Source organism: Alteromonas sp. AO-Serp (genome assembly GCF_017849675.1).
In the GTDB taxonomy this organism is placed as follows: domain Bacteria; phylum Pseudomonadota; class Gammaproteobacteria; order Enterobacterales; family Alteromonadaceae; genus Alteromonas; species Alteromonas macleodii.
In genome coordinates this window covers 44304-57410 of sequence record NZ_JAFLMX010000176.1, presented here as the reverse complement: position 1 = coordinate 57410, position 13107 = coordinate 44304, and the positions used below count along the sequence as shown (strand labels likewise).

Annotated in this window: 13 protein-coding genes and 1 pseudogene; 3 read left to right on the top strand and 11 right to left on the bottom strand. The window is 43.2% G+C overall.

Annotation, left to right across the window (positions count from 1 at the left end; all coding sequences use genetic code 11):
* Positions 1-133 precede the first annotated feature (133 nt).
* The 7 genes and pseudogenes from QVA83_RS12525 to cysK form a co-directional block, all read right to left on the bottom strand.
* Positions 134-427: pseudogene (locus QVA83_RS12525) on the bottom strand (GNAT family N-acetyltransferase); the annotation flags it as partial.
* 13 nt (positions 428-440) lie between these two features.
* A complete protein-coding gene (locus QVA83_RS12520; protein ID WP_156078435.1) occupies positions 441-584 on the bottom strand; it encodes a hypothetical protein in 144 nt (47 codons plus the stop codon).
* Between the two features lie 115 nt (positions 585-699).
* Positions 700-1056, bottom strand: a complete 357-nt coding sequence (locus QVA83_RS12515; RefSeq protein WP_156078434.1) for a hypothetical protein — start codon at positions 1054-1056, stop codon at positions 700-702.
* 108 nt (positions 1057-1164) lie between these two features.
* Positions 1165-1434 (bottom strand): hypothetical protein, encoded by a 270-nt coding sequence (locus QVA83_RS12510; protein WP_156078433.1) that lies wholly within the window; start codon positions 1432-1434, stop codon positions 1165-1167.
* A 982-nt stretch (positions 1435-2416) separates the two neighbouring features.
* Entirely contained in the window at positions 2417-2755 is a 339-nt protein-coding gene (locus QVA83_RS12505) for a hypothetical protein (protein ID WP_156078432.1), read from the bottom strand.
* 215 nt (positions 2756-2970) lie between these two features.
* The gene (locus QVA83_RS12500) at positions 2971-3429 is read right to left on the bottom strand and encodes a nuclear transport factor 2 family protein (RefSeq protein ID WP_156078431.1); all 459 of its coding nucleotides are present in this window, start codon (positions 3427-3429) and stop codon (positions 2971-2973) included.
* A 246-nt stretch (positions 3430-3675) separates the two neighbouring features.
* Positions 3676-4641, bottom strand: coding sequence for a cysteine synthase A (cysK, locus tag QVA83_RS12495; protein WP_061485961.1), 966 nt, complete (start codon positions 4639-4641; stop codon positions 3676-3678).
* Between the two features lie 271 nt (positions 4642-4912).
* On the opposite strand from cysK, the gene QVA83_RS12490 reads away from it, so the two are divergent.
* From QVA83_RS12490 to QVA83_RS12480, 3 genes are read left to right on the top strand one after another with little or no spacing between them, the layout of a single operon-like run.
* A complete protein-coding gene (locus tag QVA83_RS12490) occupies positions 4913-5749 on the top strand; it encodes an AAA family ATPase (RefSeq protein ID WP_039220753.1) in 837 nt (278 codons plus the stop codon).
* Positions 5749-6930 carry a vWA domain-containing protein gene (locus QVA83_RS12485; RefSeq protein WP_287498509.1) on the top strand — a complete coding sequence of 394 codons (1182 nt, stop codon included), beginning with the start codon at positions 5749-5751 and terminating at the stop codon, positions 6928-6930. Before QVA83_RS12490 ends, QVA83_RS12485 begins: the two co-directional genes overlap by 1 nt.
* A gap of 48 nt (positions 6931-6978) precedes the next feature.
* Positions 6979-7698 (top strand): nucleotidyltransferase family protein, encoded by a 720-nt coding sequence (locus tag QVA83_RS12480; RefSeq protein WP_061485959.1) that lies wholly within the window; start codon positions 6979-6981, stop codon positions 7696-7698.
* Positions 7699-7753: 55 nt separating this feature from the next.
* On the opposite strand, the gene QVA83_RS12475 is transcribed toward QVA83_RS12480, so the two are convergent.
* The 4 genes from QVA83_RS12475 to QVA83_RS12460 form a co-directional block, all read right to left on the bottom strand.
* Positions 7754-9127, bottom strand: coding sequence for an MATE family efflux transporter (locus QVA83_RS12475; RefSeq protein ID WP_061485958.1), 1374 nt, complete (start codon positions 9125-9127; stop codon positions 7754-7756).
* Between the two features lie 100 nt (positions 9128-9227).
* The gene (gene moeA, locus QVA83_RS12470; protein ID WP_061485957.1) at positions 9228-10442 is read right to left on the bottom strand and encodes a molybdopterin molybdotransferase MoeA; all 1215 of its coding nucleotides are present in this window, start codon (positions 10440-10442) and stop codon (positions 9228-9230) included.
* 138 nt (positions 10443-10580) lie between these two features.
* A complete protein-coding gene (locus tag QVA83_RS12465; RefSeq protein WP_156078430.1) occupies positions 10581-11294 on the bottom strand; it encodes a phosphoglycolate phosphatase in 714 nt (237 codons plus the stop codon).
* 57 nt (positions 11295-11351) lie between these two features.
* Positions 11352-13106 carry a sugar phosphorylase gene (locus tag QVA83_RS12460; protein ID WP_061095214.1) on the bottom strand — a complete coding sequence of 585 codons (1755 nt, stop codon included), beginning with the start codon at positions 13104-13106 and terminating at the stop codon, positions 11352-11354.
* Position 13107: the final 1 nt, after the last annotated feature.

The following is a 13107-nucleotide window of genomic DNA, read 5'->3' as shown; positions in this document are numbered from 1 at the left end:
GCGATTTGCCTAACATCAGCCATGACAAACGAAGTAAACGAGTTCTAAAAAGGCAACGGTATTGATCTTGAAATAGTGGTCAAAGGACTATCTTTTTTCATTGACAGCCCGGAGGCTCATATGTGTTATGCATTTACACCGCTCTAACCATGACGCAAGTGCTGTCTGATAGCAAGTGGATGCGGGTAAATCCGAATGAGCGGTATAGAGATGAATGCTCGTTCTTACATTGTAAGTAAAGGACTCCTATACCCAATTTTTGAGAATGATCTAATGCAAGCTGAATTAACTTTCTCCCGATACCTAAACGTCGATAACTTGGAATAACAAATAAACCACCTAACCAATGTTTATAGTCGTATTGCTTATTTTCATAGAGTTTCAGTTCAACAGCGCCAATGGCTTCGTTATTTTCTGTTGCCACAAAACAGAGAGGAACATCATTTTTTTGAGTTTGATTTGCTTTTCACGTCTTCAAAAACTGTATTGAACGGGACGTTGTAATTCTTAGCCCATTCATCGTAATACCACTGTGCAATGGACTTAGAATGATGGCTTTGCTCTGCTAAGAATGAAACTTCCACTTGTTTTTCCTTGATGCATAACTTTTAAATAAGGGGCGCAGACATGTGGGCTATAATGCGAAGCAGCCCACGTGTATGTGTCCCAGCGAACAAAGTGAGTGACTTAATTTTTTTGTTAGGTGGCATTGTTTCCTCGAAGATACACGCCAATGTGGTCGCCCGAATAGTTATGGTTTTTAAAGTTACCACGTTTAACAATTGGGATGGAGCCTAAAGTGTTGGTTATCTGTTGTTGAATTTCTGGGGTACTGAACCTTGAATTTTTTGGAACAACTATGAGTGGCGTGAATAAAAAGTGAGAGAAGTCTTGATTGCCACTTACTACGGTATATCCACTTTTTTCTAATTTGGTTCTTAAGTTAGTTAGCTTTGCTTCACTAACTCCGTTTGAATGGAGGTGAATAGTAGGTTTGGCTACTGATGTGCACCCAACAATTACAATGATAAAAAATGACAGTAGTATCGTTTTCATCCCTGACACCTAACACCCACATAAGGGGCAGTAACACGTGGGCTAAAATCCGAGCGAAGCGACAGAGCCCACGTGTTACTGTCCCAGCGAAGCGGCTTAATGTGTTTGTTATGTGCGCAGTTTGATAAAAGCCAAGTATTTTTGGCGGTGTAAGATGACGTATATAAACAAAGTTAATGTGATGCCAAGAATAAACCAATACCAATTTGCAAACAGCGCAAAAGGAAGAAAACCGCATGCAAATGCAAAAGCTAGTTTATGGAGCCATGGCCATTGAACATATGTGACTTGAAATAAATGAGGCTTGTTGATGTAGAGAGCCGTTAGTCCGACAATAAATATTGAGAAGGTTATATACCCAATAATTAACCAATCCATGTTCTGTTCCCTATTACTATTGTTCTGCTTTTGAACAATAGCACATTGTTCGCTGAAAAGTGTAGAAGCACATAACACCTAAATATGGGGCACAAACAGGCAGGCTACAATGGCGAAGCCGCCTGCATGTTTGTGTCCCAGCCCGCCTGCGGGCGACATGATTTTTTTGTTATGTTACTCAACGTTAAGACATCCCTGAACTATTTTGTTCGCCAATTAACCATTTGAAAAGCGCACTCTAGTGAGTTAAATGATAAAGGCTAAACGAAAAAGCCCAAACTAAAAATGCAATTCCTAAAAGGGCCAAAACACCTTTAGATCTTCCAAGAGAGACACTAACTCCACATACGGGGCATTTGTAATGGGAATAATTACCCGGAACTTTGACTTCCGTTGGGTGTATAGAGCAACCACACTTTTTACATCTGAAACTCAATTGATGTTCCTTGCAACATAACGCTAAGCTAAGGGGCGATTGCACGTGGGGCATAATAACGAAGTTGCCCCGCGTGTAAGCGTCCCAGTGACCGAAGGGAACGACTTTAGCGCTTTGTTAGAAGCGGAGCCTGTTCCGTTGGCCTATTTAAAAACTATTGAAGCCAGCATACGATTGATTGTTTAAGCAAACAAGTGAAACGACAGCGCGGTGATGTTTTTGATTTAGCTGAGGCAAGCCGCCATTTGAACTAACAAACGCATTGGCGCTTGCTGGCGGTGAATAAGAACTTGGCGATAAAGCGCCTAATGCGCAACCGTTGAAGTTAAAGCGGCGACATTAAAACTATCAAAAGCCAGAGCGATGCTAGTGAAGAAAGGTAAGGGTAGTTGCATTGGGATTTTTATACAGCCAAACGAAGTTTAGGTTGACGCCTTCTAACACCCCACTAAGGGGCGATAACATATGGGCTAAAATTAGGAACGAAGTGACGCAGCCCATATGTTAGCGTCCCAGCGAGCGGCAGCGAGTGCCATAATTTGTTTGTTAGGTGCGCTCATAAACATACCTAAGTTCGCTGCTAAATAAAGGCTTGTAAACTGTAACTTTGATTTCTTGGTCTAACTGACAATAGCTTTCACACCTCACCATAATGAACGTTCCGTCCAGAATTTTCACCTTAGCTAGATCTACTTTACGAACATTTTGGTTGCCACCTCCAAGTGGACGTTGAGAAATAGAGTATACCTTTCCTTCTAGAGTGCCTTTTTCGATTCCTGTGACTACTGCAAATTGAAATAGAACAGCCAGAAGAATAAGTATTAGAGCTGGAATTCCTAAAATGAAAATTGGTTTATTAGTGAGTAAATGTGTAGGTTTTTCCATAAGCACATAACAATTTAATGTACAGAAAAAATCCTTTATGCAAGGTGGAAACTATCCGTATATCACTTATGAGCGTTTTGAAATTATTACCCTAAAACAACCCATTAAACAAAAAATAAACGCTTTTAAGCATAAAAGCCGGAAAACATCCTTTTTATTTTCTTCATATGTAAAAAGCTACGTTGCTGGCCATAAAAACAGCGTTTATCTACACGTTATAAATAGGCATCTGGATGAATTTTATTAACCTTCCATTCACCGTCTTCTTTAATCAAGTCTAGGCTACGCAAGTCTTCAATTTTGTCGTCGTTGTATGTTCCACTTAAAAATACGGTGATTGTCGATTTTTCTGCGAACTCGTTGCGGCCAACTCGGCCTGCACTTTGAGGCGTGATGGTGACGGTGTCATATTTAAGGTTTAAGAGGTGGCGCTGAACGTTACTGTTAGTGTGGTATCTCGTTAATATACGAGACAGCTTTTTGCTTGATAGTCGAATTGCTGTATCAAGGTTGTCATCTTCATAAACACTTTTGAGAAACGCTACGGTGGTGTACTCAGGGGTACTTTCATCAAGCATGCCGTACCGCCCGATGCCTTCTTCCTTTTTACCGCAAGCGGATAAAATCAACACTGTAAAAAGCCCGAAAAGGGCGTACCACATACGCGTTTTCATTTGGATTACCTTAATGTAAAGAGGTCCGTTTCTTATTGATAGTTTTATATCTCAACGAAGTCAATGTGCTCGCCGCTTCGCTAATCTATGCTTTGATTATTCACAATATTGCGCACAAAAGCAAAGTAATAGAGCGTAAAACTCAGGTGTTTGTGTCCATAAAACTTCAGGAGAAATAGAAAAGAGTAGGCATAAAAAAAACGAGGCACTAGGCCTCGTTTTTAAATAATTGAAACATTTTGGTGGTTATTGAACTTCTTCTTGTTCGTCGAACGCACCAGCAAACAAAGGGCTACTTAGGTAACGTTCTGTGCCGCTTGCTAGAAGCACTACAACCACTTTGTCTTTGTTTTCTGGGCGTTCAGCAAAACGCTTAGCGGCAACAACGGCTGCACCAGAAGAAATACCTGCAAGAATACCCTCGTCGGTCATTAGCTTGCGCGCCATGTCCATACATTCTTCGTTGGTAACTTGCTCAACTTCGTCAATTAGGTCTAGGTCTAGGTTACCTGGAATAAAACCTGCGCCAATACCTTGAATTTTGTGTGGACCAGGGGTTAATTCTTCGCCCGCAAGCGCTTGGGTAATTACTGGAGAGTCTGTTGGCTCAACGGCAATAGAAGTAATTGCTTTACCTTTCGTATTTTTAAGGTAGCGACTTACACCCGTGATTGTACCACCCGTACCTACACCAGCTACGAATGCATCTACTTTACCGTCTGTATCTTCCCAAATTTCAGGGCCAGTGGTTTTTTCGTGAATAGCTGGGTTAGCCGGATTGTCGAACTGCTGAAGCAATACGCATTTGTCTGGATCTGATGCCACAATTTCTTGTGCAGCGGCAACCGCACCTTTCATGCCCTTAGGCGCTTCAGTAAGAACAAGGTTTGCGCCCAAAGCTTTTAGAAGTTTGCGACGCTCAAGGCTCATGCTACTAGGCATGGTTAGCGTTAGCTTATAACCGCGAGACGCTGCAACAAACGCCAAAGCAATACCTGTGTTACCACTGGTCGGCTCTACAATTTCTTTACCTTCGGTAAGGACACCGCGCTTTTCAGCATCCCAAATCATGTTTGCGCCAATACGGCACTTAACGCTGAAGCTTGGGTTACGCGATTCAATTTTTGCGTATACATTACCTGATGTTACGCGATTTAGCTTAACTAGTGGCGTGCGGCCAATAGATAGGGAATTGTCGTCAAATACGTTCATTATAAATCCTTACCTCGTTCCTTATTTTATAGGAAACCCCGTCTGTCGTGATCTGTACGACCTTTTTAATAGTTAATAATTCAACGCGTGTGATAGTTAATAATTCACAGCCTGAATTAGGGGATTTCGTCATACCCCTATATCATTGGTCCCAATCAGTAAAATGCAAAGTGCTTTTTAGCTATATGTTATATCTATGGGCAATCATGAGAAGGCCTTGATATTATAGTTAAAATTGCAAAGACGAAAAATTATACGGAGTACAACAATAATGGCTTTTAGTGGCACGTCTAATTATATCGCAACCAAAGACTTACAGCTGGCGGTTAACGCAGCTATTACGCTAGAGCGTCCGCTTTTAATTAAAGGCGAGCCGGGCACAGGTAAAACCATGCTTGCTGAAGAATTGGCCGAGAGTTTAGGCACCGAACTAATTCAGTGGCACATTAAATCAACCACTAAAGCACAGCAAGGTTTGTACGAATACGACGCAGTGTCACGTCTTCGCGACTCTCAACTTGGTGATGATCGCGTTCACGATATCAGCAACTACATCGTAAAAGGTAAATTATGGGAAGCCTTTAGCGCAGAAAAGCGCCCGGTACTATTAATTGATGAAATTGATAAAGCTGACATTGAGTTTCCCAACGACTTGCTGCTAGAGCTCGATAAGATGGAGTTCTTCGTTTATGAAACACAAGAACGTGTAGTCGCGAAGCAGCGTCCGATTGTTATTATTACATCGAACAACGAAAAAGAGCTGCCAGATGCTTTCTTGCGCCGTTGTTTCTTCCACTACATTCAGTTCCCGAATCCAGAGGAAATGCAAGAAATCGTTAACGTACATTTCCCAGATTTAAAGAAAAAGCTGCTTGATGAAGCGTTAAAGGCTTTCTTTGAAATTCGAGATGTACCAGGGCTTAAGAAAAAGCCTTCTACCTCTGAACTTATCGACTGGCTTAAGCTCTTGGTTGCCGAAGATATTCCACCAGAAGCGCTTCACTCAAAAGACGGAAAAGCTGCTATTCCACCACTTTACGGGGCACTGCTTAAAAACGAACAAGACATACATTTGTTTGAAAAACTGGTCTTTATGGCGCGTCGCTAATGCTTATTCAGTTTTTTTATACACTGCGAAAATATCAGGTTAAAACCACGCTGCGCGAGTTGCTGGATTTGCTTAGTGCGCTTGAAAAGCACGTGGTGTATGCCGATATCGAAGCGTTCTACAGTTTGTCGCGTACCATAATGGTGAAGGACGAAACTCAGTACGATAAGTTCGACAGGGCGTTTGCTGAATATTTTGAAGGTGTCGAATCTGTCGATCTATTCGGTAAAGATATCCCTGAAGAATGGCTGCGTAAGGAAATTGAAAAAAATTTAAGCCCTGAAGAGCGTGAGGCGCTGCGTAAAGCCGGTGGCCTTGAAGAACTGATGGAAACGTTGAAAAAGCGCTTAGAAGAACAAGAAAAGCGTCACCAAGGTGGAAATAAATGGGTGGGCACCGGCGGAACATCGCCCTTTGGCGCTTATGGTGACAACCCGGAAGGCGTGAGAATAGGGCAAAAGGGAAACAGAAAGTATTCGGCAGTAAAAGTATGGGATAAACGCGAGTTTAAAAACCTAAGCTCTGATGTAGAACTGGGTACGCGTAACATAAAAGTGGCTCTTAGGAAGCTACGCAAGTTTGCTCGCACCGGCGCAAGTGAGCAGCTAGATGTGCCAACAACCATAGGTGAGACAGCTAAAAAAGGCGGTTTACTCGATATACACATGGCACCAGAGCGTCACAATGCGGTAAAAGTGTTGATGTTTTTTGATGTGGGAGGCTCTATGGACCCACACGTAAAAAGTACTCAAGAGCTTTTCTCTGCGGTGCAAAGCGAGTTTAAATACTTAGAGTACTTTTATTTCCACAACTGCGTGTATGAGGAGGTGTGGAAAGATAACCTTCGTCGCAATAAAGAACGCATTCCTATTTGGGATATCATTCATCGCTACGCAAAAGACTACAAGGTTATTTTCGTAGGTGACGCTACCATGGGACCGTATGAAATAACGTATCCAGGTGGCAGTGTAGAGCATTGGAATGAAGAGCCGGGCAGTGTGTGGATGCAGCGCTTATTGAACCACTTTAACAACGCTGTGTGGCTTAATCCGCAAGCTGAGAATTACTGGCCGTATTATTCGTCTATCAAAATTATTCGTGAAATAATGGAAGACAGAATGTATGGGCTAACGCTTGAAGGGTTAACGGCTGCTATTAAAGGGCTTAGCAGAAGCCGCTAAGCCCTTTGACGTGTAACGTTTTATTTCTTTGATATAACGGATGTTGAATTGAAGTCGGAAAACTATGCCGTAGCTCTTGTGGTGTTGGCGGGCGGAAAGAGCGCTCGCTACAAGGGTAATAAGCTTTTATCGGAACACCCAATTTCTGCGCTTTCTCTTGTACAACACAGTGTGGGGGAGGTAGTTAGTGCGCGCAATGACTTAGCGTTAACCAGTGAATTACCCATTACCGTTGTTACGGGTAAATGGCATGATTCCGTAAATACGCAGCTAAAGCACTCTCTATGTAAGGTTTCTGAACTACCCATCAGTATCGTTCGCAACGCTAATTGGGATGAAGGCCTTGCATCAAGTATTCGCACTGGACTCACGCACCTTTTAAGCCTTTCATCACTGTCGAAATCAGTATCCCCGACAGCAAAGGGCTTGTGTACAAGACCTACTCATGTGCTATTCACGTTGGCCGATTTGCCGAGTCTTGATGCACAAGACTTCGTTCGCCTTATCAACACTTCTTATGCGAACCCTAATCACATAGTATGCAGTGAATGGCAAAAGCAGGGAGAGAACAATAGTCGATTAACCGTACCTGCTATCTTTCCTGAAGCGGTATTTAGTGAACTGCTAGCGCTAAGTGGCGATATGGGGGCTAAGCCGGTTATTAAGAAGTATGCGAAATTAGGTAGGGTAACGGCTGTGTCTATACCTAACGCACAATTTGATATAGACACGCCACAAGACTGGGACAAACTAAAAAGCAGGGGGTAACTGCTTTGGTTCAATTGAACGGTTTAAACGTTCAGCGTGCTTATGCGGATTGGTATTATGCATTCGCGATACGATGCACAGCACTGGGCCTTTGGATGTAAAGAAGGCGTGCACCTAGCATAACAGCTGCAGCACTCAATCCTACAATGAAGCCAATCCAAAACCCTGCTGCGGCCATTGGTTCTGCCGTTATCCAGTTTGTTCTACCTAAAATAACGCCTGTAGGTAGACCTATTAACCAGTAGGACACAAAGGTAATAATAAACATCGCTGTTGTGTCTTTATAGCCGCGTAATGCATTAGCCGAAATCACCTGAACCGCATCAGACAATTGGAATAACGCCGCATAAATCAATAACGCATTTGCCAAGGTATATACGGCTTCGTCGCTGGTGTACAGGCCAATAATGAACCCCTTTGCTAGCAGAGTGAAGCTAGCCGTACACGCAGCGGTGAAAAAACCGATCAGAATAGCGGTTCGAGCTGCAATTTTTGCCTGTCGTGGGTTATTTTGCCCTATGCGATAGCCAATGCGAATTGCTGCTGCCATACCAATACTCATAGGAAACATGAACATTAGGGCCGAGAAGTTCAGTGCGACTTGGTGGGCCGCTACCGTTGTGGCACCAAAAGGGGCTAATAACAATGCAACCAGTGAAAACAGCGTCACTTCGAACAGGATAGTCATAGCAATGGGCAAACCCATTTTGAAGGTACGATTTATGGTTACCATGTTAGGTTTATACAACTGTCCAAACAAATTGTACTTTTGCAGGGCAGGGGCAAAACGAACATAGATAACGGTTGCTATAAGCATAGTGTAAATCACAATGGCCGTTGCAATACCACAACCCGCACCGCCCATAGCTGGTAATGGGCCTACACCATAGATAAACAGGTAGTTCCCTACAATGTTCGCCATCAGCCCGATAACCGTAATAATCATAGTGGGTTTGGTTTTACCCAAGCCTTCACAATAGTTTCTAAGCCATTGGTAAAGTGCAAATCCAGGCATAGCGAACAGCACATAAAGTACGTAGTCTACGGTAATGCTAAATAGCTCGGGCGCCATAGGGAACAGCGCGACTATGCTTTCAGTAAATGGAATTAAGCCTGCTACCGCTAATCCCACAAAGAAAACCAGATAACCAGCTTGCTGACTTGCGTCGGCAATACCACTTAAATTTTTGTTTCCCTGCAACCGTGAAATAATTGGGGGAAGTGCCAGCGCTATACCCTGTATAAAGCAAAGCAGTGGCACGGTGATGCTAAATCCTAGTGCTACCGCTGCCATGTCGGTTGCACTGTAACGCCCAGCCATAATAGTATCGCTAACGCCCATTAGCATTTGAGTAATCTGCGCAACCAACAATGGCCATGCTAGTTTTAAAATGTCTCTTCCTTCTAAAAGAAAGCGTTTCTTATTCACGGTAATGTGTCTCTATATGGGTCGCCTAGGGCGATAAAAATGCAGAAAATAAAAACGAGCTTAAAAGCCTTAACGAAGCAGCGTTTCAACAACGAACTTGTTAAAAATGTAGCGGTATAACCGGAACCGTATCGCCAACTTTTAACTCACTTATATCTTCATGTACTACCATTAGGCAGTTAGCAGAAGTGATTGAAGTCATAACGCCAGAGCTTTGTGACCTAAATGGTGTGACTTCCCATTCACCTTGATTATTTCTTACCATGGTTGCACGCTGAAAGTCTCGGCGGCCTGCACGTCGCTTAAGAGGTGTCGTAATGCTAGCGTTAACAAAGAACGGCTCGTGCGGTTGTACTTGTCCTTGCATTTTTTTGATAACAGGCACAACCAATAATTTTGCGGTAACAAATGAAGACACAGGATTGCCCGGCAAACCGCAAAACAACGTGTTGTTTATTTTACCCAGAGCAAAGGGTTTACCCGGTTTAACTGCGACTTTCCAAAAGTCGATAGTGCCCAATTCAGCGATGATATCTTTTACATAGTCGGCATCGCCCACAGATACACCACCGCTACTTACCATTACATCTACACGCTCGCTCGCCTCAATGAAGAGTTTACGCAAAGAAGCTTCGTCGTCTTCTACAATGCCGAAATCAACAAGCTCTACGTTTTCATTGCTTAAAATGCTGCTTACACCAACGCGATTAGACTCGAAAATTTGTGTCGATTTACAGGGTTCGCCAGGTGCAGCAAGTTCAGAACCAGTCGCGACTACACCAACGCGAAGTTTTCTGAATACTGCCACCTTGCTGTTTCCTTGGGAGGACAGCAGCATAAGGTGTTCGGCGTGAAGGCGCGTGCCCTTGCTTATTAGTGTATCGCCACTGGCGATATCATTGGCCTTTTTACGTATATTTTCTTGCGCCGATGGAATTTTATTGATCAAAACCGCGCCATCATGACTTTCGGTATTCTCTACCATTACAACGGCGTTAGCATTGGCAGGCACCGGGGCCCCCGTCATTATTTTAAATGCTTTGCCTTTTTCAAGCGGCTCATCAGCACTCATGCCAGCTGTAATTACACCCTGTACTTCGAGTTTACCACTGTGTTTAAGATCTTCTGCATTTACGGCATAGCCATCCATTGCTGAATTATCCCATGGCGGGACATCAACGTGGGCAGTTACATCTTGGGCCAAGATGCGGTTGTTGGCGTCAAAAATGCTCACTTGCTCAACGTCGTTTATCGCTTTTGCAGCGTCTAATGCTTTAGTGAGGGCTTCTTCTAGTGAAAGCCATTTAGATGACATACCAACAACTCCATGAAATGATTTAACACGCGGATATTACAGAAAAACAGGCCTTATACCAAAGGTTAAAGCGTGAAATAAAAGAAAGTATGCGTAAACGACGCAATTGAAGTTTCATCAACGGCTATGTCAGATGAATTAAGAAGCGAACGTTAATATCTCTTCAAAGTCGTCGAAAACCCAGTTAGGTTTATATTTTGCGATGTTCTCACCATAGTTATACCCGTAGGTAAGCCCTATACTTTTTATGTTCGCGGCTTTTGCGGCAACAATGTCATTTTTAGAATCTCCAACCATTACACACTGTGAGGGCGAAACACCAAGCTTTTCACAGGCGTGCAGAAGGGGAAGGGAAGAAGGCTTTTTTTCCGGTAAACTATCACCGCCAATGGTAAGCGAAAACAACGAGAATATTGAGAACGATGAAAGGATAGGCTCAATAAATTCCGAAGGTTTATTAGTGATTAATGCTAGCGTGAACCCTTGTTCTTTTAGCGCGTGAAGTGTTGAGAACACGCCGTCGTACAGCACTGTACTTTTAGTTTCTAGCGTTCGGTAATAGAACAGAAATTTTTCTAAAGCGGCATCAATCTCGTTTGATGTGTAATGGTGTCTGATCTCTGCGTTGCCGCTCAATCCGCGTTCCACCAGAACACGAGCACCATTTCCAACCCAGTGTCTAATTGTCTGCTCGTTATAAGTTGGTAATTGGTAGTCGTTTAATGTTTGGTTTAACGCTGTTGCCAAATCAGGAACAGAGTTTACCAAGGTTCCGTCTAAATCGAAAAAAAAGGTATTAATTTCTTGCATTACAAACTTTTGATTTGCTAACTCGTGTGACAAGCATACCACCGCAGTATCCTTACCGCGGTAGATTTATTGGTCGACTGGCGTTATAAGCTCAAAGATTCATTCAAAATCTTGGTTGCTGATCCAAAGCACTTGATAAGGCTTCATTTGTAAGAAACCACTAGAAAGGGCTATCTCGTCACGGGTGATGAGATCAATCCAATTATCTGTGCCAATAAGATTTATGTCAGACAGCAAAATTGTTTGTTCTTCGTCTGAAATATTACTAATACAGAAAATACTTTGCTTTCTATCGAGACTTTGTCGCCAGTAGCCAAATAATTGGTTACCAAGCTGCAAAGTAAACTGCGTTGCATTGGGGTGAAATGCAGGCTGCGCTTTACGTATACGTATAAGCTGCGAGATTCGAGTGAGTACTTTGTGATGCTGTGAAAAGGGCGAGTCTAACAGAGCCTCTAACTCGTTAAAGTCCCAACGTTTTCTGTTGATTGAACGATTTTGTCCTGTATTAGCGACTTTTTCGTAATCGTTGGATGTGCCGAGTAAACTGTGAATGTAAATTCCTGGTATACCTTCCATACCTAACATTATGGCGTGAGCACAAATAAATCGGTCCACTTGATACTTATCAGGGCCCTTGGTGGTTCCTTGCAGCGCGTCGAACAGGGTGATGTTTATCTCGTAAGGCTTTTGCTGACCGTGATCAGAAGCGCGCCACGACACCTTGCCGCCAAAGTGCTGCATTGTATGCACAAGCTCTGAAATTTCTTCATCTGACAGTAGGCCTTCCGCCGGACGCAAGCCAATACCATCGTGCGAAGCGATAAAGTTAAAGTAGGCTGTGCCGTTTTGCGCCGGTGGCATACTCATCATCCAGCTTTTCAAATACGTACAATCACCCGTTACTAATGTATTTACAAGTAACGGCGGAAGCGAAAAGTTGTAGATAGCATGGGCTTCGTTAGCATTACCAAAGTACGTTAGGTTTTCCCTGTTGGGAATATTGGTTTCGGTAATGATTATGATGGAAGGATCCACATGTTCAATCAGCGTTCGGATCAAACGTATGACTTCGTGGGTTTGGAATAGATTAATGCAGTTTGTACCTACAATTTTCCAAAGAAATGCCACTGCGTCTAAGCGAAAGATTTTAGCGCCTTTATCAATATACAGCTTGATGATATCGATAAACGCTAACAACACCTTGGGGTTTCTAAAGTCAAAGTCAACTTGGTCGTGACTAAACGTGCACCATACATGCTTTGTACCGTTGGCGGTTTCCGTCTCTCGCAGCAAAGGCGACACACGAGGGCGAGTTACCATGGAGAGGTCATCGGATGGATCTGCTGTGAAGAAAAAGTCAGATCCTGGTCCTTCACCCTTCACAAAGTTATCAAACCACACGCTTCTTGCAGAGCAGTGATTGATAACTAGGTCGGTCATCAAGCCATAATCCTCAGCAATGACTTCAATATCGTCCCATGACCCTAGTGCTTCATTCACCGTAGAGTAGTCGATAACCGAAAACCCATCGTCTGAGCTGTACGGAAAGAAGGGCAGGATGTGAACATTATTAACGGTGTTCTTGCAGTAGCGGTGCAAAAACTTATTTAACGTAACCAGCGGACGCTCCCCTTCGTCAATGACACTATCACCGTAGGTAATCATGATAATGTCATCTTCATCCCAATAATTGTGATGAGACTGAGGTGAAGCAATATCCGTTTGCTGCTGAATGCCTATAGTGTTCATTAACTCAGTCGCTAGCGTCTCATACGAGACGTCCAGCGATACATCGGCATAAATGCTTTCTAAATGGTGTTTTACTTTGTCATGGAGATGGTCCCATGCCATA